25 protein-coding genes, 1 pseudogene and 1 riboswitch are annotated in these 26,527 nt (G+C 72.3%); of the genes and pseudogenes, 10 read left to right on the top strand and 16 right to left on the bottom strand.

The features are described 5' to 3' along the window. Window positions 1–25: 25 nt before the first annotated feature. The 5 genes from CLV71_RS25300 to cobG form a co-directional block, all read right to left on the bottom strand. Entirely contained in the window at window positions 26–850 is an 825-nt protein-coding gene (locus tag CLV71_RS25300; RefSeq protein ID WP_208297743.1) for an NAD(P)-dependent oxidoreductase, read from the bottom strand. A gap of 39 nt (window positions 851–889) precedes the next feature. Beyond that, window positions 890–2,392 carry an alpha-L-fucosidase gene (locus CLV71_RS25295; RefSeq protein ID WP_166664249.1) on the bottom strand — a complete coding sequence of 501 codons (1,503 nt, stop codon included), beginning with the start codon at window positions 2,390–2,392 and terminating at the stop codon, window positions 890–892. Window positions 2,393–2,502: 110 nt separating this feature from the next. Further along, on the bottom strand, window positions 2,503–4,023 hold the full coding sequence (locus CLV71_RS25290) for a precorrin-2 C(20)-methyltransferase (RefSeq protein WP_133905303.1): 1,521 nt from the start codon (window positions 4,021–4,023) through the stop codon (window positions 2,503–2,505). Next, on the bottom strand, window positions 4,020–4,649 hold the full coding sequence (locus tag CLV71_RS25285; protein WP_133905302.1) for a precorrin-8X methylmutase: 630 nt from the start codon (window positions 4,647–4,649) through the stop codon (window positions 4,020–4,022). The genes CLV71_RS25290 and CLV71_RS25285 overlap by 4 nt, the downstream gene beginning before the upstream one ends. Continuing rightward, a complete protein-coding gene (cobG, locus tag CLV71_RS25280; RefSeq protein WP_243866694.1) occupies window positions 4,646–5,896 on the bottom strand; it encodes a precorrin-3B synthase in 1,251 nt (416 codons plus the stop codon). The genes CLV71_RS25285 and cobG overlap by 4 nt, the downstream gene beginning before the upstream one ends. A gap of 42 nt (window positions 5,897–5,938) precedes the next feature. Here cobG and cobF point away from each other — a divergent pair, with 42 nt between their 5' ends. Further along, window positions 5,939–6,703, top strand: a complete 765-nt coding sequence (cobF, locus tag CLV71_RS25275) for a precorrin-6A synthase (deacetylating) (protein WP_133905300.1) — start codon at window positions 5,939–5,941, stop codon at window positions 6,701–6,703. A gap of 4 nt (window positions 6,704–6,707) precedes the next feature. On the opposite strand, the gene CLV71_RS25270 is transcribed toward cobF, so the two are convergent. After that, on the bottom strand, window positions 6,708–7,259 hold the full coding sequence (locus tag CLV71_RS25270; protein WP_133905299.1) for a cob(I)yrinic acid a,c-diamide adenosyltransferase: 552 nt from the start codon (window positions 7,257–7,259) through the stop codon (window positions 6,708–6,710). Window positions 7,260–7,367: 108 nt separating this feature from the next. Here CLV71_RS25270 and cobM point away from each other — a divergent pair, with 108 nt between their 5' ends. The 4 genes from cobM to CLV71_RS25250 all read left to right on the top strand — a co-directional run bounded on the left by cobM (window position 7,368) and on the right by CLV71_RS25250 (window position 13,211). Next, on the top strand, window positions 7,368–8,111 hold the full coding sequence (gene cobM / locus CLV71_RS25265) for a precorrin-4 C(11)-methyltransferase (protein ID WP_133905298.1): 744 nt from the start codon (window positions 7,368–7,370) through the stop codon (window positions 8,109–8,111). Window positions 8,112–8,294: 183 nt separating this feature from the next. Further along, window positions 8,295–8,530: riboswitch (cobalamin riboswitch) on the top strand. A gap of 140 nt (window positions 8,531–8,670) precedes the next feature. After that, window positions 8,671–11,034, top strand: coding sequence for a ribonucleoside-diphosphate reductase subunit alpha (locus tag CLV71_RS25260; protein WP_243866693.1), 2,364 nt, complete (start codon window positions 8,671–8,673; stop codon window positions 11,032–11,034). Then, the gene (locus CLV71_RS25255) at window positions 11,025–12,071 is read left to right on the top strand and encodes a ribonucleotide-diphosphate reductase subunit beta (protein ID WP_133905297.1); all 1,047 of its coding nucleotides are present in this window, start codon (window positions 11,025–11,027) and stop codon (window positions 12,069–12,071) included. Before CLV71_RS25260 ends, CLV71_RS25255 begins: the two co-directional genes overlap by 10 nt. 231 nt (window positions 12,072–12,302) lie before the next feature. Next, complete coding sequence (locus CLV71_RS25250) at window positions 12,303–13,211, top strand: Ppx/GppA phosphatase family protein (protein ID WP_133905296.1); 909 nt, start codon at window positions 12,303–12,305, stop codon at window positions 13,209–13,211. A 154-nt stretch (window positions 13,212–13,365) separates the two neighbouring features. Here the strand turns inward: CLV71_RS25250 and CLV71_RS25245 are convergent, their stop codons facing one another. After that, window positions 13,366–14,310 (bottom strand): TIGR03557 family F420-dependent LLM class oxidoreductase, encoded by a 945-nt coding sequence (locus tag CLV71_RS25245; protein WP_133905295.1) that lies wholly within the window; start codon window positions 14,308–14,310, stop codon window positions 13,366–13,368. A 194-nt stretch (window positions 14,311–14,504) separates the two neighbouring features. On the opposite strand from CLV71_RS25245, the gene CLV71_RS25240 reads away from it, so the two are divergent. Further along, window positions 14,505–15,548 (top strand): glycosyltransferase, encoded by a 1,044-nt coding sequence (locus tag CLV71_RS25240; RefSeq protein WP_133905294.1) that lies wholly within the window; start codon window positions 14,505–14,507, stop codon window positions 15,546–15,548. An 18-nt stretch (window positions 15,549–15,566) separates the two neighbouring features. Here CLV71_RS25240 and CLV71_RS25235 read toward each other — a convergent pair whose 3' ends face one another. Further along, window positions 15,567–16,763 carry a glycosyltransferase gene (locus CLV71_RS25235; protein ID WP_133905293.1) on the bottom strand — a complete coding sequence of 399 codons (1,197 nt, stop codon included), beginning with the start codon at window positions 16,761–16,763 and terminating at the stop codon, window positions 15,567–15,569. Between the two features lie 377 nt (window positions 16,764–17,140). Here CLV71_RS25235 and CLV71_RS25230 point away from each other — a divergent pair, with 377 nt between their 5' ends. Continuing rightward, entirely contained in the window at window positions 17,141–17,692 is a 552-nt protein-coding gene (locus CLV71_RS25230; RefSeq protein ID WP_133905354.1) for a type 1 glutamine amidotransferase domain-containing protein, read from the top strand. Between the two features lie 6 nt (window positions 17,693–17,698). Here CLV71_RS25230 and CLV71_RS25225 read toward each other — a convergent pair whose 3' ends face one another. Further along, window positions 17,699–18,313, bottom strand: coding sequence for a UdgX family uracil-DNA binding protein (locus CLV71_RS25225; RefSeq protein ID WP_133905292.1), 615 nt, complete (start codon window positions 18,311–18,313; stop codon window positions 17,699–17,701). A gap of 14 nt (window positions 18,314–18,327) precedes the next feature. Next, entirely contained in the window at window positions 18,328–19,050 is a 723-nt protein-coding gene (locus CLV71_RS25220) for a DoxX family protein (protein WP_133905291.1), read from the bottom strand. Window positions 19,051–19,107: 57 nt separating this feature from the next. Here CLV71_RS25220 and CLV71_RS25215 point away from each other — a divergent pair, with 57 nt between their 5' ends. Further along, entirely contained in the window at window positions 19,108–19,698 is a 591-nt protein-coding gene (locus tag CLV71_RS25215; RefSeq protein WP_208297742.1) for a histidine phosphatase family protein, read from the top strand. 7 nt (window positions 19,699–19,705) lie between these two features. Here CLV71_RS25215 and CLV71_RS25210 read toward each other — a convergent pair whose 3' ends face one another. The 3 genes and pseudogenes from CLV71_RS25210 to CLV71_RS25200 all read right to left on the bottom strand — a co-directional run. Further along, on the bottom strand, window positions 19,706–20,065 hold the full coding sequence (locus CLV71_RS25210) for a VOC family protein (RefSeq protein ID WP_133905290.1): 360 nt from the start codon (window positions 20,063–20,065) through the stop codon (window positions 19,706–19,708). A gap of 106 nt (window positions 20,066–20,171) precedes the next feature. After that, window positions 20,172–21,044 carry a TauD/TfdA dioxygenase family protein gene (locus CLV71_RS25205; RefSeq protein WP_133905289.1) on the bottom strand — a complete coding sequence of 291 codons (873 nt, stop codon included), beginning with the start codon at window positions 21,042–21,044 and terminating at the stop codon, window positions 20,172–20,174. Window positions 21,045–21,063: 19 nt separating this feature from the next. Beyond that, window positions 21,064–21,950, bottom strand: a pseudogene (locus tag CLV71_RS25200) (LLM class flavin-dependent oxidoreductase); the annotation flags it as partial. 189 nt (window positions 21,951–22,139) lie between these two features. Between CLV71_RS25200 and CLV71_RS25195 the strand changes: the two are divergent. Continuing rightward, window positions 22,140–22,919 carry an IclR family transcriptional regulator gene (locus tag CLV71_RS25195; RefSeq protein ID WP_208297741.1) on the top strand — a complete coding sequence of 260 codons (780 nt, stop codon included), beginning with the start codon at window positions 22,140–22,142 and terminating at the stop codon, window positions 22,917–22,919. A gap of 7 nt (window positions 22,920–22,926) precedes the next feature. Here CLV71_RS25195 and CLV71_RS25190 read toward each other — a convergent pair whose 3' ends face one another. Together CLV71_RS25190 and CLV71_RS25185 are read right to left on the bottom strand one after the other, a co-directional pair. After that, on the bottom strand, window positions 22,927–23,436 hold the full coding sequence (locus CLV71_RS25190; RefSeq protein ID WP_133905287.1) for a cupin domain-containing protein: 510 nt from the start codon (window positions 23,434–23,436) through the stop codon (window positions 22,927–22,929). A 49-nt stretch (window positions 23,437–23,485) separates the two neighbouring features. Next, window positions 23,486–23,908: an isocitrate lyase/phosphoenolpyruvate mutase family protein gene (locus CLV71_RS25185; protein ID WP_243866692.1), complete on the bottom strand. Its 423-nt coding sequence runs from the start codon at window positions 23,906–23,908 to the stop codon at window positions 23,486–23,488. 7 nt (window positions 23,909–23,915) lie between these two features. On the opposite strand from CLV71_RS25185, the gene CLV71_RS25180 reads away from it, so the two are divergent. Continuing rightward, window positions 23,916–25,559 carry a carboxylesterase/lipase family protein gene (locus tag CLV71_RS25180; protein WP_243866691.1) on the top strand — a complete coding sequence of 548 codons (1,644 nt, stop codon included), beginning with the start codon at window positions 23,916–23,918 and terminating at the stop codon, window positions 25,557–25,559. Here the strand turns inward: CLV71_RS25180 and CLV71_RS25175 are convergent. Beyond that, window positions 25,454–26,488 carry a LysR family transcriptional regulator gene (locus CLV71_RS25175; protein WP_133905285.1) on the bottom strand — a complete coding sequence of 345 codons (1,035 nt, stop codon included), beginning with the start codon at window positions 26,486–26,488 and terminating at the stop codon, window positions 25,454–25,456. The genes CLV71_RS25180 and CLV71_RS25175 overlap by 106 nt on opposite strands. Window positions 26,489–26,527: the final 39 nt, after the last annotated feature.

Genomic DNA, 26,527 nt, shown 5'->3' with positions numbered 1-26,527 from the left:
CCTACGGCTTCTCGCCGGTCGGTGATCACTCGGACAGGGCGGTCAGGAGCCCGTCGACGGTCACGTTCGGGTCGTCCTTGTGCCGGTGCCAGTGTTCGAGGAAGGCCGCCGCCGCGTCCAGCAGGTCGGCGGGCAGGCCTGCGTCGCGGTTGGCCTCGGCGATCTCACGCATCTCGGGAGACCAGCGCCAGGCGCGCTGGGCGGCACCCGTCAGGCGTTCCGGGGCGGCCAGCGCCGTCCCCGGCGTCATGACCGACGCCAGCTCGGTCAGCTGCGCGTCGACGCCGTGGGCGCGGGCCAGCACGTGCGCCTGCGCGGCCAGCACGAGGCCCACCTTGTTGTACGTGGCGAAGGCCAGCTTGAGCGCGGACGCGGCGCCGACCGGGCCGGACACGACGACCGGGGTCAGGAAGGTGTCGGCGAACAACGCGCGCACCCGGGACACCGCCTCGTCCGGGCCGGACAGGTACAGCCTGGTTGTGCCGGGGCGGCGGGGTGGACCGCCGACGATGCCGCCGTCGACGACCGTCGCCGCGGTGAGCACGCCCGCGATCTCCCGGCTGTGTCGCGGGCTGATCGCGTTCGCGTCGACGTAGCAGCCGGAGAACCCGGTCCGCGCCACCTGCCTCGCGACGTCCAGCGCCGCCGCGGGTGGGCAGACGCTCATGATCACCTCGCAGGCGGCCAGCTCGTCGAGGCCGGCGACCGCCACCAGGCCGGCCTCCTCGGCGCGCTGCCGCGTCGCGGGTCCTCGGCCCTCCGGCACCCACACACAGCGCTGCCCCGCCGCGACGAGCTGCGCGCCGACCGCCGCGCCCATGGCACCTGGATGAAGCAGTCCGATCGTCACGTGCCGCATCGTAGTTCCACCGGGGACGGTCGAGCCGCGTTACCGGGCCGGTCGCGGTCGGGTGTCGGTGCCGCCACAGTTCAGCTCGCTCACGGTCGCGGGTGCGTCGTCCACTGTGGAGCGGACCTCCAGGCGGAGGTGGCGGATCCTCCCGGCGCGGAAACGGGCTCGTTTCAGCGTGTTGTCGCCCGGCCAGGTGCCTCGGGCCAGCTCGTGGAAGTGGACACCGTCGGTGCTCGCGGACACCCGGTAGCCGGTGATGTTGCCCTCGGTGCGGAAGTCGTACGCGTACGGGGTGACGGCGTCCTGGCGCGGCAGGTAGGTGAGGGTGTCGATGCCGCTGTAGGGGCGGCCGAGGTCCAGGGTGAGCGTCTGCGGTCGCGGGCCCTCCGCCTGCCACAGGGTCTGGTCGGCCAGGCCGTTCCAGCCGAAGTCGCTGTGGCCGTCGATCGCCAGGGCCGCCGAACCGCTCGACGCGGTGGCCGCCACCGGCGTGACCGGGTGGACCAGCTGGTCGGGCTGGGGCGGCAAGGGCGGGCGGCTGCGGTCGGGCGACCACCGCTCCCCCACCTCGTGCAGGGTCGCGACCACGCTCGGGTCCAGCAGACCCCGAGGGTTCGGCGGGCAGTTCAGGATGAACGTGCAGTACCTCGGCTCCAGCACCGCGAGGTGCTCGTCGACGATCTGTTCGGTGGTCAGCAGCGCGGTCGGCGTGGACGGGTGCCAGAACCAGCCGGACGGCGAGATCGTCTGTCCCTGGCTCGCCGCGTACTCGTTGTCCGACGGGCAGAACACGCCGCCCTTCGGCTCCTCGACGAACAGCAGGTCCGCGTCCCACGGCTCCGTCAGGCCGTTCAGGTCGAGGACCAGGCAGTCCGGCTGCAGGGCCGCCACGTGGGCGCGGATCTCGCCGAACGGGACGCGGTGGTGGCCGAGGCTCGGGTGCCACGCCCAGCCGTCGAAGATCAGGACCGGCACCCGGCCGTAGCCGGTCAGCAGCTCGGTCAGCTGGCCCTTCACCAGGTCCAGGTCGATGTCGGCAGGCTCGTCCCACACCGCGGGGCCGACGCCGTTGGTCCGGTCCCAGATCGAGAAGTACAGGCACGGGGTCACGCCGCGTGCCCGGAACGCGGCCATGTACGCGCGCACCACGTCGTGGCGGTGGCCGCTGTTCATCACGTTGTAGTCGGTGTACCTCGTCGGCCACAGGCAGAAGCCGTCGTGGTGCTTGGCGGTCAGCACCGCGAAACGCATGCCCGCGGCCGCCGCGGCGTCGGCCCACTGCCCGCAGTCCAGGTCGGTCGGGTCGAACGACATCGGGTCCTGGTTCGGGTCGACCCACTCGGCGTCGTGGAAGGTGCCCATGTTGAAGTGCAGGAACATGCCGAAACGCCAGTCGACGAAACGCCTCTGCAGGTCGTAGCGGTTGCCTCTCGACGGCCCGTGTCCCTCCGCCAGGACCGGGGTGGTCGCCGCCGTGGTGGCGGCCAGCGCACCCGCCGCGGCCAGGAAACCGCGCCTGCCGAATCGTTGACTGGTCATTTGGGCACGCTCCATTGCGGCTCGGTCGAATTCGCCGTCGATATCGTCGAAGCGCTTCGACGATATCGTTCGCCAAAACGGTACCGCCCTGCGGGGGCGTCCAACAACCGTCAGGAACCGGGCGGGTAGTGGCGCGGGGTGAAGACCACGTCGGGGTGTCCGTCGGCCGTCCTGGTCCAGCGGGTGGTCGACGAGCCGACCAGCAGCAGGCACCGCATGTCCACGTCGGCCGGGTCGAGGTCGGCCAGCCGGACCACCGTGACGGTCTCGGCCGGACCGCCCACGTCGCGGCCGATCACCACCGGGGTGTCCGGGGACCGGTGGCGCAGCAACAGGTCGCGGGCACTGGCCACCTGCCAGGTGCGGGCCCGGGAGGCCGGGTTGTAGATCGCGATCGCCAGGTCGGCCTCGGCCGCCGCGTTCAGGCGGCGTTCGATCACGTCCCAGGGTTTGAGGCGGTCCGACAGGGACAGCACGCAGTAGTCGTGGCCCAGTGGGGCACCCACGCGGCTCGCCACCGCCTGCGCGGCGGTCAGGCCGGGCAGGACGCGGACCGGGACCGTCGCGTAGCCGGGTTCCGAGGCGACCTCCAGCACCGCGGCGGCCATCGCGAAGACGCCGGGGTCACCGGACGACACCACCGCGACCCTGGCGCCGCTCTTCGCCAGGTCGAGGGCGAACGTCGCGCGTTCGGCCTCCACGCGGTTGTCCGAGGCGTGCCGGCGCTGCCTCGGGTTCGGCGGCACCCGGTCGACGTAGGCCCGGTACCCCACCAGGTGCTCGGCCTCGGCCAGCGCGGCCTGTGCTTCGGGGGTCAGCCACGGCCTGCCCGCCGGTCCCAGGCCGACCACGACCACCTCACCGCCACGCGCGTCCGTGGACCGGGCGGGTGGCTCGAGGGGCTCGGCATCGGCGTTGAGCGGGCCCGGCAGCAACGCCAGCGAGAAGTACGGCACCGACTCGGGGTCCACGTCGGACAGTGGGGTCGTGCGTTCCGCCGCGGTGGTGGCCCGTTCGACGTACCAGGTGGCCGACAGCCGGCCCGACCGCTCGAACGCGTCACGCACGGCGGGGAACGTCCTGCCCAGCTTGAGGACCGCGGCCGCGTCCGTGTCGGCCAGCCTGCGGGCCAGCTCGTCGGGGTCCAGTGTGCCGGGCAGGACCGTGAGGACCTCGTCGCGTTCGACCAGTGGCCTGCCCAGTGCCGCGGCGGCGGCCGACACCGACGTCACGCCGGGCACGACCTCCGCCCGGTACCGGTGGGCGAGCCGTTTGTGCAGGTGCATGTAGGAGCCGTAGAAGAAGGGGTCGCCCTCGGCGAGGACCACGACGTCGCGGCCCGCGTCCAGGTGTGCGGCGAGCCGGGTGGCGCAGTCGGCGTAGAAGTCGTCGAGGGCACCTCGGTAGCCGCCGGGGTGGTCGGTCGTCTCCACCGTGACCGGGTACATCAGCGGTTCCTCGATCTGACCGTCCCGCAGGTAGGGCGCGGCGACCGAACGCGCGATGCTGCGACCGTGCCTCGCACAGTGGTAGGCCACGACCCCTGCCGAGGTGATCAGGCGAGCCGCCCTGACCGTCACGAGTTCCGGGTCGCCGGGGCCGAGACCGACGCCGTAGAGCGTGCCGCTCATTCGACCTCGCTCGCGATCGCGTTGACGGCGGCCGCGGTGATCGCGCTGCCCCCTCGGCGGCCGTGCACGACGAGGTACTCCAGGCCGTTCGGGTCCTCGGCCAGGGCGGCCTTCGACTCCGCGGCACCGACGAAGCCGACGGGGATGCCCAGCACGGCGGCGGGCCGGGCGGCCCCGGCCGCCACGAGTTCCAGTAGCCGGAACAACGCCGTCGGCGCGTTGCCGACGGCGACCACGGCGCCGTCGAGCCGGTCACGCCACAGCTCCAGCGCGGCGGCCGTCCTCGTCGTGCCGAGTGACGCCGCGAGTTCGGGGACGGCCGGGTCGTGGAGGGTGCACACGACCTCGTTGTCCGCGGGCAGGCGTCGGCGGGTGATGCCGCTCGCGACCATCGTGCTGTCGCACAGGACCGGCGCCCCGGCACGCAACGCGGCCCTGGCGTCGGCGACCACACGCGGCGAGTACGCGACGTCGTCGGTGAGGTCGGTCATGCCGCACGCGTGGATCATCCGGACCACGACCCCGGCGACGTCCTCGGGGAAGTGCGCGAGGTCCGTCTCGGCCCGGATCGTGGCGAACGACTGCCGGTAGATCTCGGCGCCGTCCCTGACGTAGCTGTGTGTCATGCCCTCGCCTCCCTCGCGGTGGACACCGTGGCGGCGAGCCGCGCCGACGGGCAGTGCCGCCTGGTGTCCCCGTCCCGCACCTCGTAGCCGTTCCGCGTGGCGACGACCTCGACCGCGCCCGCGGGTTTCCCGCACTGCCGGTCGCACCCGGCCCAGTGCACGGGCCGGGACCCGCGGCCGGACTGCCGCACGACCTCGGCGGCGTCGGCGCGGACGTCGGCGAGGGCCTTGGCGCACCTCGGTTCACCCGCGCACGCGAACACTCCCGCCCAGGGCGACTCCGGCGACGCGGGCAGACCGGCGTCGCCGAGCTGCCGCGTCCACGCGGTCGCGGTCTCCTCGTCGAGGCCACCGACGAGCACCGTGCGCCACGGCGTCACGACTACCTCACCCCGGCCCAGCTCACCCAGCCGGGCCAGCAGGTGCGCCTGCTCGCCCGACAGCCGCCCCAGCGGCACCAACGCACCGACGGCGTACCGGCCACCGGACTCCGCGAGCACGCCGACCGGCGGCTCCGGCTCCCCGGCCGGCACCGACATCACGTCGCTCACCCGGCGCAGCGACGACCCGACCATCCGCTCCGACACCCGTGAGGGGCCGACGGCCAGGTCGGCGAGACGCCATGCCGGTGACTCCTGGGCGGCCCGTTCCGCCAGGAACGCCGACGCGGCCTCGACCAGCACCGACGCCGCGTCCCGCGGCGCGAGCCGCAGGCCCCTGTCGACGCCGGCGAGCAGGAGGGCGATCTCCCTGCCGGACACCGGATACAGGGCCAGGTCGGCGCCGAACCCGAGGACGTCCCCGCCACCGTCGTCGACCGCGAACAGGAAGCGGCCGGACAGGGCCGCGAGGGTGGGCTCGTCGAGCAGCCGCCGGTCCAGCTCGGCGACGACCGGGCGGACCGGCAGGCGACCGCCCGGCCCCCGGCCGTCCATGGGCGACGCCAGGATGTTGCGCACCCGCTCGTGGGACGCCGACGGCAGCAGTCCGCACGCGGCGAGCCGCCGTGCTACCTCGTCGACCGAGTCCGCCGGGAGGGCACGCAGCTGGACGTTGGCGCGGGAGGTCAGCTCCAGGTGACCGTCGGAGAACTCACGCGCCAGCCCGGCCAGCGCCGCGAGCTGGGCGGGGGTCGTCAGCCCGCCCGGCAACCGGACGCGGACGAGCAGTCCGTCTGCCGCCGGGTGGGGACGAAGTGCGCCCGGACAGGCGTCCTGCCGCGCGAGCTCGGGGCGTTGAGCAGGCACTTCACGGACACTACCCGTCGACCACATGGAAGACTCCGCCTCATGAGGAAGATCTCCGTCATCGGGATCGGCGCGGGGGACCCGGAGCAGGTCACCATCCAGGCCGTCCGGGCGCTCAACGAGGTGGACGTGTTCTTCCTCCTCGACAAGGGCGAGGCGGCCGAGGAGCTGGTCCTGCTGCGGCGGGAGATCCTCGACCGCTACGTCGGCGAGTCGACCTACCGGATCGTGGTCGCCGCCGACCCGCCACGTGACCGCACGGCGAGCGACTACGTCGGCGCGGTCGCGGACTGGCACCAGCGCCGGGCCGACGTGTACGAGCGGCTCATCCGCGACGAGGTCCCGGAGGACGGCACGGGCGCGGTGCTCGCGTGGGGCGACCCCACCCTCTACGACAACACCATCGCGATGCTGAACACCGTCCTGTCGCGAGGAGACGTCGAGTTCGACTTCGAGGTGATCCCCGGCGTCAGCAGTGTGGCGACGCTCACCGCGCGCCACCGCACGAGCCTCAACCAGATCGGGCGGCCGGTGCAGATCACCACCGGCCGCAGGCTCGCGCGGGGCTTCCCGGACGGTGTCGACGACGTCGTCGTGATGCTGGACGCGCACAACGCGTTCGCCGGCCTCGAGGAGTCCGATGTGGACATCTACTGGGGCGCCTACCTCGGCACGCCGGACGAGATCCTGATCTCCGGGCAGGTGTCCGAGGTCGCGGAGGAGATCAGGGCACGCCGTGCGCAGGCCCGTGCCCGCAAGGGCTGGATCATGGACACCTACCTGCTGCGCAGGCGCACCACCGAGTGACCGCTCAGCCGCGCGGCGCCCACGGGACCTCGGGCGCCCCCGCCTCGTGGTTGACGTAGCGGGCCAGCACGAACAGCAGGTCCGCGAGCCGGTTCAGGTACGCCGACACCTCGGGGCTGGCCTCCTCGTCACGCCGCAGCGCCGCGACGGTCCGCTCGGCACGGCGGCACACCCCGCGCGCCAGGTGCAGCTGCGCGGCGGCGAGCGTGCCGCCGGGCAGGACGAAGTTCCTCAGCTCGGGCAGCTCCAGCTCGAGCCTGTCGATCACCTCCTCCATCTCCGGCACCTCCTCGCCGGTGAGGCGGGGCACGGACGCCCCCGACCCGGTGCGTTCGGGCGCCATCAGCTCGCACCCCACGACGAACAGGGCGTTCTGCACGGAACCGAGGATCGCCGCGGCCTGCTCCGGGAGCCCCTGGGCGACGGCGACGCCGATGGCCGCGTTGGTCTCGTCGACCGAGCCGATGGCCTCCATCCTGGCCTCGTCCTTGCCGAGGCGTCTGCCGCCCCAGATGCCGGTCTCCCCCGTGTCGCCCTTGCGGGTGTAGATCTTCACCGACCACCTTCTCCGTCGAGGTTCCCTCGTCGCGATGCTAGCCGGGGCCGCGTCGCGGGGCGGCGGCTAGCCTCGGAGGTGATCGGTCGTCACGAGCGGGGGGAACGCATGGTCGTGCACTTCATCGGCGCCGGGCCGGGTGCCGCCGACCTGATCACCGTGCGTGGCCAGTCGCTCATCGCGTCGTCGCCGGTCTGCCTGTACGCGGGCAGCCTGGTCCCGCCCGAGCTGCTCGCACACTGCCCGGACGGGGCACGCAGGGTGGACACGGCGAGGATGACGCTCGACGAGATCACCGCCGAGCTGGTCGCGGCGCACCGCGACGGGCTGGACGTCGCACGTCTGTCGTCGGGCGACCCGTCGCTGCTCAGCGCGGTCGCCGAGCAGATGCGCAGGCTCGACGCCGAGGGTGTGCCCTACGACGTGACGCCGGGCGTGCCCGCCTTCGCCGCGGCGGCCGCGTCACTGCGGCGTGAGCTGACGGTGCCGGGGGTCGCGCAGTCGGTCGTGCTCACCAGGATCGCCGCCAGGGCCACGCCGATGCCCGAGCACGAGGACCTGGCCACCCTCGCCGCGAGCGGCGCGACGATGGTGCTGCACCTCGCGGTCCAGCGGATCGCCGAGGTGGTCGGGCAGCTGCTGCCCCGCTACGGCGCGGACTGCCCGGCCGCGGTGGTGGCACGGGCGAGCCGCGCGGACGAGGTGGTGCTGCGCGGCACGCTGGCCGACATCGCGGGACAGGTCGAGCGTGCGGGCATCGTGCGCACGGCCGTGATCGTCGTCGGCCCGGCGCTCGCGGCCGACCAGTTCTCCGACAGCCACCTCTACTCGGCCGACCGCGTCCGCACCTGACCTCGACGCCGGGGTGGGTGCTGATGCGCGGCGCCCCCGAGCCGGCCGGGCACCCCTGCCCGAGGGTGGTCCTCGCTCGCGGGCCGCACCGACCAACGGGCTGCGAAGGCGTGCGAGGTCGCGGCCGGGGTGCGCGACACGCCGACACAACATATGGGTACCTGACTTCGTCGGGGCACCATGTATTGTGATCAACGAGCTGGTTCGGACGTCCAAGCCATGGGCGTCCGTCGCAAGAGGGAACCCGGTGCGAGTCCGGGACTGCCCCGCAGCGGTGAACGGGAACGACCGCCGTCAACGAAGCACTGGGCCCGAGGGCCCGGGAAGCGACGGCCAGTAGACCACCGAACCGGCGCGTCGACGCGCCGTGGTTCGGCGTGTCCGTGAGTCCGAAGACCTGCCCGCTCGCCCGTCCGCGCCGCGGACGGGCGTCTCCAGGCCCCGAGGGAGGGCGTGCGGACACTCGATGCGGTGACCCCGAGAGGGGGGCACCGCCGGGTCTCCTCGCGTTTCGCGTCCGGGTCTGGGGCAGTCAGCCGAGCTCGCGAGGAGAAGAGCCGTGACGGCAAGCCCCGTCGACACACGGGACGTAGACGACGAGACAGCGCAGCCGACGATGCGGGTGCGCAAACGCAGTGGCGAGTTCGAGAACGTCGACGTGGACAAGATCGTCCGCGCCGTGGCCCGCAGCGCCACCGGACTGTCCACAGTGGACCCGTCACGGGTCGCGACGAAGACGATCAGTGGCCTCTACGACGGCGCGACGACCGTGGAGCTGGACCGCCTGTCGATCAGGACGGCCGCCGAGCTGGTCGCGGAGGAGCCGGAGTACTCCAGGCTGGCGGCCCGGCTGCTCGCGACCCTGATCGACAAGGAGGTGCGCGGCCAGGGCATCCACTCGTTCAGCCAGTCCATCGCGCTCGGCCACGCGCACGGGCTGATCGGCGACGGGACCGCGGCCTTCGTCGCCACGCACGCCCGCAAGCTCGACGACGCCGTCGACCACGACGGCGACCACCGGTTCGAGTACTTCGGCCTGCGCACGGTGTACGACCGCTACCTGCTGCGGCACCCCGACAGCAGGGCCGTCACCGAGCGGCCGCAGTACTGGCTGCTGCGTGTCGCGTGTGGACTCTCCCACACCCCGGCCGAGGCGATCCGCTTCTACCGCCTCATGTCCTCGCTCGCCTACCTGCCCAGCTCGCCGACCCTGTTCAACTCCGGCACCAGCCACACGCAGATGTCCTCCTGCTATCTGCTGGACTCGCCGCGCGACGAGCTGGAGTCCATCTACGAGCGGTACGGGCAGGTCGCGCGGCTGTCGAAGTTCGCGGGCGGCATCGGCGTGCAGTGGTCCCGGGTGCGCTCGCGGGGTGCGCTGATCCGCGGCACCAACGGTCACTCGAACGGCATCGTGCCGTGGCTGCGCACGCTCGACGCCTCGGTCGCCGCGGTGAACCAGGGCGGGCGGCGCAAGGGCGCGGCCTGCGTGTACCTGGAGACGTGGCACCCCGACATCGAGGAGTTCCTGGAGCTGCGCGACAACACCGGTGAGGACGCGCGCCGCACCCACAACCTCAACATCGCCAACTGGATCCCCGACGAGTTCATGCGCCGCGTCGAGGACGACGCCGACTGGTCGCTGTTCGACCCCGACGAGATCCCCGAGCTGCCCGACCTGTGGGGCACCGCCTTCGACGAGGCCTACCGCGCCGCGGAGCAGGCGGGCCGGGCCGTGCGCACGGTCAGGGCCCGTGACCTGTACGCGAAGATGATGCGCACGCTCGCCCAGACCGGCAACGGCTGGATGACGTTCAAGGACACCGCCAACCGCACGTCCAACCAGACCGCCGACGCGAGCAACGTCATCCACCTTTCCAACCTCTGCACGGAGATCCTCGAGGTCACCAACGACCACGAGACCGCCGTCTGCAACCTCGGCTCGGTCAACCTCGGTGCCCACGTCGTGGACGGCGCCGTCGACTGGGACCGGCTTCGGGAGACCGTCCGCGTCGCGGTGACCTTCCTGGACCGCGTGATCGACATCAACTACTACCCCACCGAACAGGCGGGTCGCAGCAACCCGCGCTGGCGGCCGGTCGGTCTCGGGGTCATGGGGCTGCAGGACGTGTTCTTCACGCTGCGCCTGGCGTTCGACTCCGCCGAGGCACGCGAGCTGTCCACGCGCCTGTCCGAGGACGTGTACCTGACCGCGCTGGAGACCTCCGCCGACCTGGCCGCCGCCGCGGGTGCGCACCCGGCCTACGCGGAGACCCGTGCGGCACGGGGAAGTCTGCAGCCCGACCTGTGGGGCGTGACGCCGACGCAGACGACGCGGTGGACCGCGCTGCGCGAGAAGGTCGCCGAGTCGGGGCTGCGGAACTCGCTGCTCGTGGCGATCGCGCCGACGGCCACGATCGCGTCGATCGCGGGCTGCTTCGAGTGCATCGAGCCGCAGGTGTCGAACGTCTTCAAGCGTGAGACGCTGTCCGGCGAGTTCCTCCAGGTCAACGCGTACCTGGTGGCGGAGCTGAAGGCGCTCGGCCTGTGGACGGCCGCGACCCGCGACCGCCTCAAGCGCGACGACGGCTCGGTGGCCGGGCTCGACCTGCCCGCCGCGACGAAGGAGCTGTTCCGCACGGCGTGGGAGCTGCCGCAGCGCGCGCTCGTCGACCTGGCCGCCGCGCGCGGCCCCTACGTCGACCAGAGCCAGTCGCTGAACCTGTTCGTGGCCTCGCCGACGATCGGGAAGCTGTCGTCGATGTACCGCTACGCCTGGCAGTCCGGCCTCAAGACCACCTACTACCTGCGGTCCCGCCCGGCCACCCGCATCCAGCAGGCCACTGTCGCCGCCGTGGAGTCCACAGTGGACCCTGCCGCCTGCTCCCTGGAGAACCCCGAGTCATGTGAGGCATGCCAGTGACCACCCCGAACTCCACGCTGGGAAACACCGCACGCAGGCAGGCCCTGCTCGACCCCGGCATGGACCTGACCCTGCGGCCGATGCGCTACCCCCTGTTCTACGAACGCTTCCGGGACGCGATCAGGAACACCTGGACCGTCGAGGAGGTGGACCTGCACTCCGACCTCGCGGACCTGGACAAGCTCACCGACGCGGAGCGCCACCTGGTCAACCGCCTGGTCGCGTTCTTCGCCACCGGTGACACGATCGTGGCGAACAACCTGGTGCTGAACCTGTACGAGCACGTCAACGCGCCGGAGGCCCGCCTCTACCTGTCGCGGCAGCTGTTCGAGGAGGCCGTGCACGTCCAGTTCTACCTGACGCTGCTCGACACCTACCTGCCCGACGAGCAAGAGCGGGTCGCCGCGTTCGCCGCGGTGGAGAACATCCCGTCGATCCGGCAGAAGGCCGAGTTCTGCTACCGGTGGATCGACTCGATCGAGCACCTGAACCGCCTGGAGACGCGCGCGGACCGGCGTGCCTTCCTGCTCAACCTGATCTGCTTCGCCGCGTGCATCGAGGGTCTGTTCTTCTACGGCGCCTTCGCGTACGTGTACTTCCTGCGCTCACGGGGGCTGCTGAACGGGTTGGCGTCGGGCACCAACTGGGTGTTCCGCGACGAGTCCATGCACATGACGTTCGCGTTCGACGTCGTCGACACCGTCCGCCGCGAGGAACCCGACCTGTTCGACGACGAGCTGCACGCCCAGGTACGCCGGATGCTCCGGGAAGCGGTGGAGGCCGAGGTACGGTTCGCGGAGGACCTGCTCACCGGAGGTGTGGCCGGTCTCACCCTCGGGGACATGCGCGAGTACCTCCAGCACGTCGCCGACCGGCGCCTCGCCGCGCTGGGCCTCGAGCCGGAGTACGGGTCGAGGAACCCGTTCGCGTTCATGGAACTGCAGGACGTGCAGGAGCTGTCCAACTTCTTCGAACGCCGCGTTTCCGCCTACCAGGTGGCGGTCAGCGGCACGGTCAGCTTCGACGAGGACTTCTGATCCCGGTGGCGCCGGGGGATTTACCAGCCCCGGCGCCACTGTCGAATGAACCTCCGGCAGCCCGTCCAGGCGAACTCGTCGACTCGTCCAGCGAAAAGTCAGGCATTCCGCCATCCTTGCCCATAGGTTTCCTGTGGCGCCGACGGACGGCGCGACCCGCCGTCGTAGGATCGTGACGCGATCACGTCAAGGAGCGGCGGGTATCGACCTGTTGCCGAGCCCGGGAGTGACGTGGCCACGAAATCGACACCGCGCGACAAGGAGTCCGCCAGAGTCGCGGTCCTCGACGTCGGCTGCTTCAGCGCACACCTGCTCGTCGTGGACCACACCCCCGACCGCCAGGTCGTGTCCCACAAGGTGAGACTCCGTCTCGACCAGGCCATCGACGCGGACGGCCGCATCACCCGACGCGGCATCGAGCACATCGTGGACGCCGTCCAGACAACCGAACAGCGACTGCACGGCCTGGGTGCCGGCAGGTTCCTGCCCTTCGCCACGTCGTCGGTCCGCGACGCGACCAACGCGGACACCGTCGTCGAGACCGTCGCCGAACGAACCGGCGTCACCCTGCGGTTCCTCACCGGCAAACAGGAGGCCCGCCTCGCCTACCAGGCGGCACGCCACTGGCACGGCCCGGCCGACGCCCTCACCGTGCTCGACGTCGGCGGCGGCACCGTCGAGATCGCCTACGGTGCCACCCGCCGACCGGCCTTCACGTGTTCGCTCCCCCTCGGCGCCAGGACCCTCACCATGGCCGGGCTCACCGACACCACCGACCTCGACGACACCCGCACGATGCTGCGCGGGGAGATCCGCGACGCGATACCACCCGAGCTGCGCGGCGCCCTGGCCGAGGCACCGGCCACCGGCTGTTCCAAGGTCTTCGAGTCACTCGCGAAGCTGGCCGGCACCAACCACCTCCGCGCCGACGACATCGCCGCGTGGATTCCCCTGCTCGCGCGGCTGTCGCCGCGGCACCGCGCCCGGCTCCCCGGCATCTCCTCCCACCGAGCCCGGCAGGTGTTCGCGGGCGCGGTCGTCGCCGAGGCGCTCATGACCGCCACCGGCCACGCCTCCATCGACATCTGCCCGTGGTCCACCCGCGAAGGCGTCCTGCTGGGCCTGCTCGAGCTCAACTAGGGCTCGATGGCCGGGGCACGGGTGCTCGCTGCTGAACACCCGTGGCTGCACACCGCCGGCCATCTGGCGAGCGGCAGCCTGGGCAGCCTCGCCGCGCCGATCGCTGATGCCCGGGTTACCCGCTGATCACACCTCGACACGGGTACCCGAGTCCTCACTTCAGGAGTGGCGCCACCTCCTCGCGCCAGAACCGGAAGAACTCGTCCTGGTCGGGTCCGATCTGCGCCACGTGCACCTCGTCGAAGCCCGCGTCCGCGAACGCCCTGACCCGCTCGACGTACGGCTCGGGGTCGGGGCCGGTCGGCAGGCTCAGCATGTCCTCGGTCACGAGCTCGCTCGCCTGCTCGAAGTGCTTCGGCTGCGGCAGCACCTGCGCCAGCTCGCCGGGCAGCCCCTCGTTGGGCCAGATCCGGTGTGCCGTCGTCAGGCCCTCCGCCGCGGTCCTGGCGTGGCAGACCTTGAAACCACCCTGCGCGGGGCCCTTCCCGCCCGCCTCGCGGTAGGCGTTCACCATGTCGGCGTCGGGCTGCACGCTGACGAAACCGTCGCCGATGCGGCCGGCGACCTCGGCGGCCTTCGGGCCGAACGCGGACACGTAGATCGGCACCGGCTCGGGCGGCAGCGTGTACACGCGCGCGTTCTCCACCGTGTAGTGCTTGCCGGAGTAGCTGTTGGTACCGCCGCCGTGCAGGGTCCTGATGATCTCGACGGCCTCCTCCAGCATCTCCAGCCGCACGTCGGCCGACGGCCACGGGTCGCCGAGGATGTGCTCGTTGAGCGCCTCGCCCGACCCGACGCCGAGGACGAACCTGCCGTCCAGCTGCACGGCCGCGGTGGCGGTCGCCTGCGCGAGCACCGCGGGGTGGATGCGGACCGTCGGGCAGGTCACGGCCGTGGCGACGGGCAGGTCGACGGCCTCGGACAGCGCGCCGATCACCGACCACACGAACGGGCTCTGGCCCTGGGTGTCGTTCCACGGGTGGTAGTGGTCGGAGATCCACAGCCGCTCGAAGCCCGCGTCGGCCGCCTGCCGGGCCTGCCGCACGAGCTCCTTCGGGCCGAACTCTTCACAGGACAGGAAGTATCCGATGCTCACCATGCCCCGCGTGTACCCGCGCGCCTGCCGCCGAACCACGGGCGGGGCGCGGTTTGGGCCGGGCGCGTGGCGGGTACCCGTTGTTCAGCGTCAAACAGCTGGCGCGGCCCGATTTGTTCGTCCCTTGTGGAGCGGACGGGGCCGGCGCCGGCGCGCATGTGCCCGGGTGTCCGACCCTGCCCGGGAAGGTGGCTCACATGCTGAGGATCGCCATGATCGCCGGAACCGACCAGCTGCGGGGGTCGGTGTCCCGGAAGGCGCACGTGGCGGCTCTGGCGGAGGCCCTCACCCGCGCGGGCCACGAGGTCACGGTGCACACCCGGCACGACGACCTGACCGCCCGGCTGCGGTCGGGCGCCCCGGACCTGGTGCACGCGCACTGCCCGGTCGACGGCGCGGCTGCCGCGGCCCACGCGATCGACGTCCCGTTCGTGTTCAGCCCGCACGAGGTCACCGGCCAGGACGACCGGGCCCTGCGGAGTGCCGACCACGTCGTCGCGACGTTCTCCGCGCAGCGGGCGCGGCTCGTCGCCGCCGGTGTGGCCCGCGAGAACATCTCCCTGGTGCCCTATGGCGTGGACCTCGACCTCTTCGACCCGGACGGCGACCAGGCCGAGAGGACCCGGCCCCAGCGGGTCGTCGCGCTCGGGGAGATGACGCCCTCCTCCGGCTTCGGCACCGCGGTCGCCGCGCTGCCCGCGCTGCCGGAGGCCGAGCTCGTGATCGCCAGCGAGCCGTACGAGGGGGCGCACGCGCACGAGCTGCGTGACTACGCGTCCTCCCTCGGGGTGGCGGACCGGGTGCGGCTGCTGGGTGCCGTCCCCCACGCCGAGATGCCCGCGCTGCTTCGGTCCGCCGACCTGATGGTGTGCACGCAGTGGGAGTCGACGTTCGGGATCGCCGCGCTCGAGGCGATGGCGTGCGGACTCGCCGTGGTCGCCAACAAGGTGGGCGGGCTGGTGGACACCGTGGTCGACCGGGTCACCGGCATCCACGTCACGCCGAGGAAACCACGCGAGCTCGCGGCCACGCTGCAGCGGGTGCTGTCGCACCGGTCGACGTGCGAGCAGTTCGGTGCCGCGGGCCGGGACCGGGCGACGGCCCGCTACTCCTGGGACCGCGTGGCCGAGGAGACGGTGTACGTCTACCGGAAGGCGGGGGCCGCCGACCCCGAGGTACTGGCGCAGGAAGCCATGGTCGCGGAGCGCAAGCGGGCCTCCCGCCTCGCTGCTCAAGGCTGATTGTTCAATGTTGACTGTTCACGACACACTGCAGGTGAGGGCCCGGTCGCGGCTCTCCTCGTAGACGTCCGCGGTGTCCCGTGCGATCCGGTCCCACCTGTGGTGGACCTCGACCCGCTCACGCCCCGTCGCGCCGAGGAAGTCCCGGCGCGCCGGGTCGGCGAGCAGCGCCCGCATCGCCGCCGCGAGCTTCTCGGGCCTGCGTGGTGGCACGAGCACCCCGGTCGCGCCGTCGACGACGGTGTCGGCGAGGTCGCCGACCGAGGTCGCCAGCACGGGCACGCCGCACGCCATCGCCTCGAGCGCCTCGTTGCCGGACGGCTCGTACCACGGCACGCACGCCGCCACGTCGGCGGAACGCAACAGCTCCGGCATCCGCTCGGTCGGCACCTGCCCCACGAGCCGCACGCGGTCGGCCACGCCGACCCGTTCCGCCAGCTCACGCAGCCGGCACGCCACGGGGTCCTGCGGCAGCCGCTCCCGGTCGGGTCCGCCCGCGATCACCAGCTCCGTGTCCGGCAGGTGGGTCATGGCCTCGACGACGTCGGCGAACCCGGTGCGCGGCGCGAGTTGGCCGGCGCTGACCACCCGGCACCGCAGCCGCCTGGTCAGGCGGGGGCCGTCGGGGCGGAAGCGGTCGCAGTCCATGCCACGCGGGACGACGGAGACGTGCCTGCCGGTCACCCGCATCCCGCGCAGCTCCCGCACCTCGTCCTCGGAGGTGGCGATGACCCTGGTGACCGACTGGCCGACCATCCGTTCGAGGCGGATCCGCTCCACCGGACTCGGGTCGTTCTCGTCGTTGCGGCGCCTCGTCGTGCCGAGCGAGTGGAAGGTGTGCACGATCGGCATCGGGGCGGCCATGCTCACGAACACGGCGGCGAGCCCGGACAGCCAGAAGTGCGAGTGCACGACGTCCGGCAGGTCCTCGGCGAACCTGGTGCGCAGCCGCCTGGTGAACTCACCCAGGTAGGGCAGCAGCTCGTCGCGGGGGACGTGCTTCGCGGGTCCGGCGGGCAGGTGCACCACGCGGTAGCCCTGGGCGGAGCACACCTCGGCGGCCTGCCGACCGGACGCCTTCCTGGTGTAGACCGTGACCTCGTGGCCTGCCCGCACGAGCGCGGCGGACAGCTCCCCGACGTGACGGCCGTGCTCGTCGGGCTCCACCTCCCCCGTCAGCGGGCTCGCGTGCGCGGAGATCATCGCTATGTGCATGGGGGGTGTCCCGTCGTCGGACCGATACGCACAACTTCCCGGGGGTTACCCCGCGTCCGTCGGACCCGAACCTCGTGCCACCTGCTTTTTGCACATCGCATCTCCCTTCCCGGGCGGACGACCGTGTACGGCGGCCGGCAGCGGGTACCCGCGTCACCATGACCACCCCATCTGACCCGGACTTCACCACCAGCGAGCAGCTCGACGAGGACGAGCTGGCCACCGACCCCCTGGAGGGTGGGGTCGAACCCCCGGAAGGTTGGTCGGGAGCCAACCGCTTCGGCACGACGGAACGCGAGCAGCGCGAGGGCGAGTCGCTCGACCAGCGCCTTGACGAGGAGGAGCCGGACATGGCCAACCAGTCGCCGGCGACATCGCTGGCCCAGTCGTTGCGCGGGCGCAGGATCGCGATCCTCGCCACCGACGGCGTCGAACAGGTCGAGCTGGAGGAACCGAGGGCCGCGGTCGAGCAGTCCGGCGGACACGCCGACCTGATCGCGCTGTCCGAGGAGCCGATCCAGGCGATGAACGCCGACGTCGAGAAGGCCGACACGTTCGCGGTGGACCTGACCGTCGAGTCGGCCTCGGCCGAGAACTACGACGCGCTCATCCTGCCCGGCGGCACGACCAACCCCGACAAGCTCCGCCAGAACGAGCGGGCCGTCGGCCTGGTCGCCGACTTCGTCGAGGCGGGCAAGCCGATCGCGGCCATCTGCCACGGCCCGTGGCTGCTCGTGGAGGCCGACGTCGTGCGCGGCAGGACACTCACCTCCTACCCCAGCGTGCGGACCGACATCCGCAACGCGGGCGGCACGGTCGTGGACAAGGAGGTCGTCATCGACGGCGGCCTGATCACCAGCCGCAACCCCGACGACCTGCCCGCGTTCTGCGAGGCGCTGGTCCGCGAGTTCGCCGCGTCGCAGACCTGACCGGCCTCAGGCCATGACGCCCCGGGCCGCGGTGAGGTCGGCGACGAGCCCCTCGTAGGCCTCGTCGCGATCCGGGGCACGCAGCACGGCCGACGGATGCACGGTCGCGGTCACCTTCGCGGTCGACCCGGGCAGGTCCATGACCTCACCGCGGTGCCGCGTCAGCCGGAACGACGATCCCAGCAGCGACTGGGCCGCGACCGCACCGAGGCACACCACCAGCTCGGGTGCCACCCGCGCGAGCTCCCCGAGCAGCCACGGCCTGCACGCCACGGCCTCGGTCCGGTTCGGCTTCTGGTGGATCCTGCGCTTGCCGCGTTCGGTGAACCTGAAGTGCTTCACCGCGTTCGTCACGTACACCTGCGCCCGGTCGATGCCCGCGTCGGCCAGCGCGCGGTCCAGCAGCCGACCCGCCGGGCCGACGAACGGCTCGCCGGCCCGGTCCTCCTGGTCGCCCGGCTGTTCGCCGACCATCATCAGCCGCGCGGGCGCCGGGCCCTTCCCGAAGACGGTCTGGGTCGCGTCCCGGTACAGGTCGCAGCGCTCGCAGCCGGCCGCCGCCCTGCGCAGCTCGGGCAGGCTCAGGTCCTGGATCTCGGGGTCTCCGCCACGGTCCGGCATGGTGGGCCGCCCGCTCAGGCGAGCTTCTTCCTGACCGACCTTGCCGTGCCCTGGACCGACTTGGTCGCGTCCTCCACGCTTCCCCTGGCCGACTTCGCCACGCCTTCCACGCTCCCCCGGGCGGACTTCGCCACCCCCTGGACGCTTCCCCGGGCGGACTTCGCGGCTCCTTCGACGCTGCCCACGGCCGACCTGGCGGCCTCCTCCAGACTGCCCACGGCCGACCTGGCCGTGCCCTGCACGGAGGCCGCGGCGCCGTGGACCGTGCCCTGGACGGAGCCGGCGAGTGCGTCGGTCGCGTGCCTCGCCCGCCAGGTCAGCGACGGCTTGCCGTGGGTGTCGGCCGCCGCGATGATCAACCCGCCGAGCAGGCCGAGGTTCTTGAGGAAGTGCGTGCGCTGCGCCGCGCGGCTCGCCGGGTCCTCCTGCTCCCAGAACCGGTGGCCCGCCACCGTCGTGGGCGCGAGGCTCGCGGCGAGGACGAACGCCGAGAGCCGGGGGAACTTCCCGAGGCCGAAGAGGACTCCCGCGCCGACCTGCGCGGCCGCGTTGATCTTCACCAGCATCTCGGGGTCGGTCGGCACCTGCGCCGGAAGCTTGTCCCCGACCTGTTCGACGGCCTTGTCGATGGCCGGCGCCGCCGCGGCGACCCTCGGCTTCGGGTTACGCAACGTGTCAATACCGCCGGACACGAACACGGCCGCCAACATCGGGCGAGCGATCCTACGCAGGATCATGGGTTGACCTCCTCTACGGTGGACCTTCGAGGTACCCCGGGAGCGGCGGTGTCAAGCATGCGGACGGCGGATTCGGTACGGGTGTGGTGCCTGCGCCACGGCGAGTCCCACAACGTCACCGGACGCCTCGCCGGCGCGGTGCCCAATGCGCCACTGACGGAACTGGGCCGCCGCCAGGCGGTCACCGCGGCCGGGACGCTCGCGGGCGAACCGATCACCAGGGTCTACGCCAGCACGGCGCTTCGGGCCCGCCAGACGGCCGCGCACCTCGGCGCCGCGATCACGGCGATGCCGGAGCTGGTGGAGGTCGGCATCGGCGCACACGAAGGGGCGAACGACCCGGCGGTCCACGCACGTACGGCGGAGGTGCTCCACGCCTGGGTCGTGGCGGGGGACCTGACGCAGCGGGTCGGCGACGGCGAGACCGGGCACGAGGTGGTGGCCAGGATGAGCTCGGCGTTGGGGAGGATCGCCGACACCCATCGCGGGGAGACGGTGGCCGTGGTCGGCCACGTCGCGAGTCTCACCGTGGCTCTCGGCAGGCTGTGCGGGCTGGGCGGGCGGGTCTGGGGTACTCCCCTGCCCCATGCCCGGCCGTTCCTCGTCGAGTGGGACGGCCGGGCATGGGGGTGTCCGGCGTGGCCGTGACCGGCCGTCAGTCGAACACGAGGCAGAACGGGTGTCCGGCGGGGTCGCGGTAGACCCGGAAGGTCCGGTCCTCGTTCGCGTTGGGCACGCGTGTCGCGCCCAGTTCGAGCACCTTGCGCTCGGCCTCGTCCACGTCCTCGACATGCACGTCGAGGTGGAACTGCTGGCTGCCTGCCGGGTCGGGGAACCGGGGCGCCTCGTGGCCCGGCGCGGTCTGGAACGACAGCTTCCGCCCCTGACGGTCCGCTATCGTCACCCAGTCACGCCGTTCCACGACGATCTCCGCGCCGATCACCTCCCGGTAGAACGCGGCAAGGCGGTGGGGGTCACGGGTGTCCAGCACGACGGCTTCGAGCTCACCGATCACGATTTCTCCTCCACTCACTGGCGGCGACGTCCGCTCGGTGGTGAGGTGCCCACGGCCACCGCGGCCAAACACGCCAGTGATGGTCCTGACCGGGCGGGCGTGTCGGTCAGCGCGGCGAGGCCGTCACGCCGGGACCCACCGGCCGGTCGCCCCGGATGGTGATCCGGTGCATGACGCGCTGCTGGTCGCCGTAGTCGTCGACGGCGTAGTGCGCGGTGCTGCGGTTGTCCCACACGACGACGTCGCCCGGCGTCCACCGGTGGCGCACGCTGTGTTCGGGCCTGCCGATGGCCGCGAAGAAGACGCCGAGCAGGGCGCGGCTCTCGGTCTCCGTCAGGTCCACGAGGCGGGTGGTGAAGCCGGGGTTGACGAACAGGCTCCGTCTGCCGGTCTCCGGGTGCACCCGCACCACGGGGTGCACGACCGGGTCGAGTGAGCGGACCAGCTCGCCCTCCCAGACGTTTCCCTCGCCGGACCGGCGCACCCGCAGGTACTCCTCGAAGTCGTCGCGGCCGTCGTGGAGGGCCTCCAGCTCGTCGGCCAGGCGCCGCAGCTGCGGGGAGAGCGAGAGGTAGGCGGCCTCGAGGTCGGTCCAGCACGTGTCGCCGCCCGCGGGCGGCAGGGACACCGCCCGCAGCACCGAACCGAGCGGCGGGGTGCGGGTGAACGTGACGTCGGTGTGCCACACGGGGGCCTTGCCGCCGTCACCGCTGTCGAGCACGTAGATCTCGGGGTGCTCGGCGTCCAGGCCGGGCACCACCGGGTGCGCGGGCGTCAGCTCGCCGAGTGCCGCGGCGAACGCGCGGTGCGACGACGGCGTCAGCCGCTGCCCCGGGAAGACCAGCATCTTGCGTTCCAGCAGGGCGGAGCGGATCGCGGCCACCAGCTCCGGTGCGGGCTGCGCCGTCAGGTCGACACCCGCCACCCGGGCCCCGATCGTGACGGTCAACGGTTCCAGCGCCAACGTGGTCGTGGTCATGCGGTGTCCTCTCGAACGGTCATGACAGCGAGGGCAGACCCAGGTGGTCGCGCAGGGTGGTGCCGGTGTACTCGGTGCGGAACACGCCCCGCTCCTGCAGCAATGGGACCACCGTGTCGGCGAACGTGTCCAGACCGCCCGGGGTGATGTGCGGGACGAGGATGAAGCCGTCGCCGGCATCGCGCTGCACCAGGTCGTTGATCGAGTCGGCGACGGTCCGGGGCGAGCCGACGAAGGTCTGCCGCGCGGACACCTCGATCATGAGGTCGCGGATCGACAGGTTCTTCTCCGCCGCGAGCTGCCGCCACTTCCTCGCCTGGTCAAGGGGATCGCGGGTCATGCGGACACTCGCCCTGCCCTTGGCGACCGTGTTCTCCCCCGCGACCGGGTCGACGTCGGGCAGCGGGCCGTCCGGGTCGTGGGCGGACAGGTCGCGGTTCCACACCTGCTCCAGCAGCTTGATCGCGGTCTGGCCGCTCACCTGCCGGCGGCGCACGTGCGCGGCGTGCTCACGGGCCTCGGCGTCGGTGTCGCCGAGCACGAACGTGGCCGCGGGCAACACCTTCAGCGAGTCGCGGCCGCGGCCGTACTTCGCCAGCCTGCCCTTGACGTCGGCGTAGAACGCCTGCCCCGCCTCCAGGGTGCCGTGGCGGGAGAAGATCGCGTCGGCCGTGGCGGCGGCGAACTCGCGGCCCTCGTCGGAGTCACCCGCCTGGAAGATCACCGGCCGGCCCTGGGGACCGCGTGGGACGTTGAAGTGGCCCTCGATGTCGAAGTGGTCGTCCCGGTGGGGTGGTCGAGGGTCGCGAAGTGCCTGGCCACCTCGTAGGGCTCGTTGAACGTCGAGTTGATCGTGCCGGCGAGGCCGAGGCGTTCGGTCGCCGCGGAGGGCGCGGCGAGCACCGAGCGACCGGATCAACCTGGCCATCACCACTCCTCTCGCACTCCCATCCAGGCACAGGCGGTGCAGGCCCCGCCACAATTTCCATAGTGTGGAACAGGCTTCCACGAGAGGTTGGGTGCCAGGCGGTGGTGACGTATGTCAGCGGGACCGCGCCACCGGGCGCGACCGCGTTGATGTGCGAAAATTTCGCCGTGACCGTCCCGCAACCCAGCCAGCAGAGGTCCGGCGCCCAGGCCGTCGAGCGTGCGCTCGCGGTGCTGCACTGCGTCGAGGCCACCGACGACAGCGTGGGCGTCACGGAGCTGGCCCAGCGGACGGGCCTGACGGTGAGCACCGCCCACCGCCTCGCGCGCACGCTGACCGAGGCCGGGCTGCTCCGCCAGGACGCACGCAGCGAGCGCTACGGACTGGGTCCGGCGCTGGTCGTGCTCGGGCGCAAGGCGGAGCGGCGGCTCGGCTACCAGCAGGCGCTGCCGCTGCTGGAGGAGCTGGCCGAGGAGACGGGCGAGTCGATCAACCTGGGCATCCGCGCGGGCAACGAGGTCAACGTGGTGCTGGACGTGATGTCGAGCCAGCCGCTGCGGTTCAACCAGGAGTCGGGCACCCGGATCCCGCTGCACGTCTCGGCGATGGGCAAGTGCCTGCTCGCGTGCGGCGACATCGACGCCGAGATCGAGGGGCTCGGCGACCTGGACCGCGCCACCCACCGCACCATCACCGACCGCGACCAGCTGCGGGCGGAGCTGGAGCTGGTCCGTGAGCGGGGCTGGGCACTCAACGACGAGGAACGCAACCCTGGCGTGCGTGCCGTGGCGGCGCCGGTGCTGCGGCCGGGCGGGGGTGTGGTGGGTGCCATCGCCATCCAGGGCCCGACGATCCGCATCACCGACGAGCGCCTGCCCGAGCTGGCGGCGCTGCTGGGCAGGACCACGAAGCTGGTCGCCGAGCTGCTCTCCGCCCCGAGGGACTAACTCGGGGCTACTCCACGCGCACCTCGGACCAGTCGAGGCCGTCGAGGTTGACCACGATCGCCTCCTGGGTGGTGCGTGCGATCACCACGACGGCCTCGGTGTCCGGGTCGGGGTTCTCCTCGCGGTGCGGGACGTACGGGGGCACGAAGACGTAGTCGCCCGGCCCGGTCTCGACGCGGGTCTCGGTCGGCTCGTCCCCGTCGACGTCCAGGAAGACGAAGGTCGGGTGGCCGGAGACGACGTAGATGGCGGTCTCCGACGCCCCGTGGTGGTGGTTGGCGGACGCCGTCGACGCGGGCACGTGGGTCTGGCCCATCCACAGTGCGCTCGCGCCGACGGTCTTGCCGCTGATCGCCTCCAGCCGCCGCATGCCGGCGGTCTGTGTGGTGTCCCCGACGAGGCCCGAGGGTGCCACGTGCCGCAGCGCCCGGTGGAAGGGGTCGATCTCGGCGGGCACGAGCGCGCCGCTGGGGCTGCGCACGAACTCACCGCCGGCCGGGACGTGCGGGTTGGGCATCTCGCGCTCCTCTGGCAGTAGGTCCCACCGCCCGATCATCCCCGATGCGTCAGACCAGCGCCTGGACCGCGGACCTCAGCTCGGCCAGCGCCGCGCGGTAGATCCGGGGACCGTAGGACACGCGTGCCACCCCCAGCTCCCGGAGCGTGGCCAGGTCCAGACCTTCGCCGGTGTTGCCGTTGACCGGGCCGGGCAGCTCCTCGACGAGGGTCGCGAGGTCGTGCCGGTCACGCACGCCGATCGGGTAGACGCAGTCGGCGCCCGCGTCCCGGTAGAGCCTGCCCCGCCCGACCGTCTCCGCGAGGCGCTCCGGTGCGGGGATGCCGCCGGTGGGCAGGAACGTGTCGATGCGGGCGTTGACGACGATCGGGACACCGGCGTCCGGCCGGTGGCACACAGGTAACGGGCGGATCGGTGAAATCGCCAGTCTTGTGCCGCAACGGTTCCTGCCCGCGGCGGCAGGTGCTGACATGGAGGCCATGACGCCAGCAGCAGATGCTCCCCGCTCGTCTGCCATCAGCCGTCGTGGTCTGCTCACGACCACCTCACTCGTCGGTGCCGCCGGGTTGCTCGACGCGCACCTCGCCGCCGCGACCCCGTCCGTGACCCCGACCCGCGGCGGGGTCGAGCTGGTCGAGACGGCGTCGGGCTGGGTCCGGGGCAGGCGCACGGCCGGGGTGAGCGCGTTCCTCGGCATTCCCTACGGCGGCCCGACCGGGGGCGCCAACCGGTTCCGGCCGCCCACGGCACCCGCGCCGTGGCGTGGCGTGCGGGACGCCAACCGCTTCGGTCACATCGCCCCGCAGCCGATCCCGGGCGCCCGCCTCGACTACACGCGGCTGATCAGCTGGCTCGACCAGCCCGGCGGCCAGGACGAGGACTGCCTCGTGCTCAACGTGTGGACGCCGCGACCGGGCGCCGCCCGCAGGCCGGTGCTGGTCTCCTTCCACGGCGGCGGGTTCTCCACCGGCTCGGGCAACCACCAGGGTTTCGACGGCGACCCGCTCGCGCGGTTCGGCGACGTCGTCGTGGTCACCGTCAACCACCGCCTGGGCCTGCTCGGGTTCCTCCATCTCGCCGACCTCGGCGCGCCGGCGGAATGGGCGAGTGCCGGCGTCAACGGCATGCTCGACGCGGTCGCCGCGCTGCGGTGGGTGCGGGAGAACATCGCCAACTTCGGCGGCGATCCCGGCAACGTCACCGTTTTCGGCCAGTCCGGTGGCGGCTCGAAGACCTCGGTGCTGCTCGCCATGCCCTCGGCGGCGGGACTGGTGCACCGCGCGGCCGTCCAGAGTGGATCGACGCTCACGCTCGCGAACCGCGAGTCCGGCACCCGCAACGCGAGCCGTCTGCTCGCGCGGCTCGGCCTGTCCACGAGGCGGATCACCGAGCTGCGTGACGTGCCCGTCGAGATGCTGGTCGCCGCACAGGCGGGGCTGGAGGCGAGCACCCCGCCCGCACAGTTCACCCCGGTCGTCGACGGTGTCGCCATCCCACGCGACCCGTTCTCGCCGACCGCGCCCGAGGTGTCGCGGGACGTGCCCATGATCATCAGCTTGACCCGGGACGAGGCGACGGCCTTCGCGGCCGACCCCGAGCTGACCGAGGCCGGGCTGCTCACGGCCGCGGGCGCGCTCGCGGGCGCGGACAACGCGGCACGCGTGGTCGCCGAGTACCGGGACGCATACCCGCAGGCCTCCCCCGCGCTGCTGGCGGCCAGGATCAGCACCGACAGCGGCGTCTTCGTGGCGGCCAGGGCACAGGCCGAACGCAAGGCCGCGCTCGGCGGTGCGCCCGCCTACCTGTACCTGTTCACCTGGCCCTCGCCCGCCGACCCCGCCCGCTGGGCGGCCACCCACGGCATCGACGTCGCACTCGTCTTCCACAACGCCGACGCGCCCATCACCGGCGACAACGCGCCACGAGCGCGGCAGCTCGCCGACGACCTCGCCGGGGCGTGGGTGCGGTTCGCCCGCACCGGCGACCCCAACGGCGCCGGCCTGCCCCACTGGTCCCCCTATGCCCCCGACACGCGCCGGACACTCGTGCTCGGCGACACGACCACCGTCGAGAGCGACCCGCTGCGGCGTTTCCGACTGTTGTGGGAGGAACTGGCCGGCTGACGCGCCCAGTCCGGCACCCAGAGGTCGTCGGTGGCCGTCTCCCGGTACCTCGCGTGGAGGTGGTCGAGGAAGCTCGCGAGGACCGGGTGCGGGTTGTCCGCCCGCCACACCACCGAGAGCGGGTAGACCGGCGTCGGGTCGACGACCGGGATCCGGCGCAGGTCGTAGCTCTCCGGCCAGAGGTAACGCGAGCCCCTGCCGACCAGGTTGGCCAGCCGGGTCGAGTCCGCCAGCTCGGCGAGGAGCGCCTCGATGCCGAACATCGGCCCGATCGTGTCGATGGTGAGCCCGAACGCCTTCGCCAGGTCCTCGTAGTAGCCGATCGGCTCGGCGTCGGTCATGCCGGGCATCCAGATGGGGTGACCGACGAGATCGGCCGGTGTCACGGACCTGGCGTCCGCCAGCGGGTGCCGAGGGCCGACCAGCAGCTCGTGCCGGTCGTCGACGACCCGCGCCGACCGCAGCTCGGGCGGGAGGTCGCGGGCGGTGTCCCGAAGGGACCTGAAGGTCGCGTCGAGGGTGCCCGCGCCGACCTCGGCCAGTGCCGCCGGGGCGTCGGCGTTGACCAGGGCGACGACGTCCAGCTCGATGTCGGGGTGCTGCTGGTAGAAGGCGTGCAGGATGGCGGCCGGTGCGATCCTGCGGCTGACGACGTCGATCCGCAGTGGCCGGCGCCCCGGCGTCACGGCCGCCGTGACGCGTTCGGCGGCGCGGAGTAGCTCGCGGGCGTGGGGCAGCAACGCCTGCCCGTCGACGGTGAGCCGGACGCCCCGCGCCTCCCGCGCGAACAGCCGAACCCCCAGCTCCCGTTCCAGGGCCCCGACACGCTTCGAGGCGCCCTGCTGGGTGATGCCCAGCTCGTCGGCGGCGGCCTGGAACTGGCCGGTGCCGGCGACGGCGACGAAGGTGCGAACGGCGTCCAGCTCCACGAGCCGGAACCTACTCCCACAACGACGGGTTGTGACACG

Source organism: Actinophytocola oryzae (assembly GCF_004364325.1).
Lineage (GTDB): Bacteria > Actinomycetota > Actinomycetes > Mycobacteriales > Pseudonocardiaceae > Actinophytocola > Actinophytocola oryzae.
The sequence above is the reverse complement of the archived record's forward strand: the minus strand, read 5'-3'. Positions and strand labels throughout refer to the sequence as shown.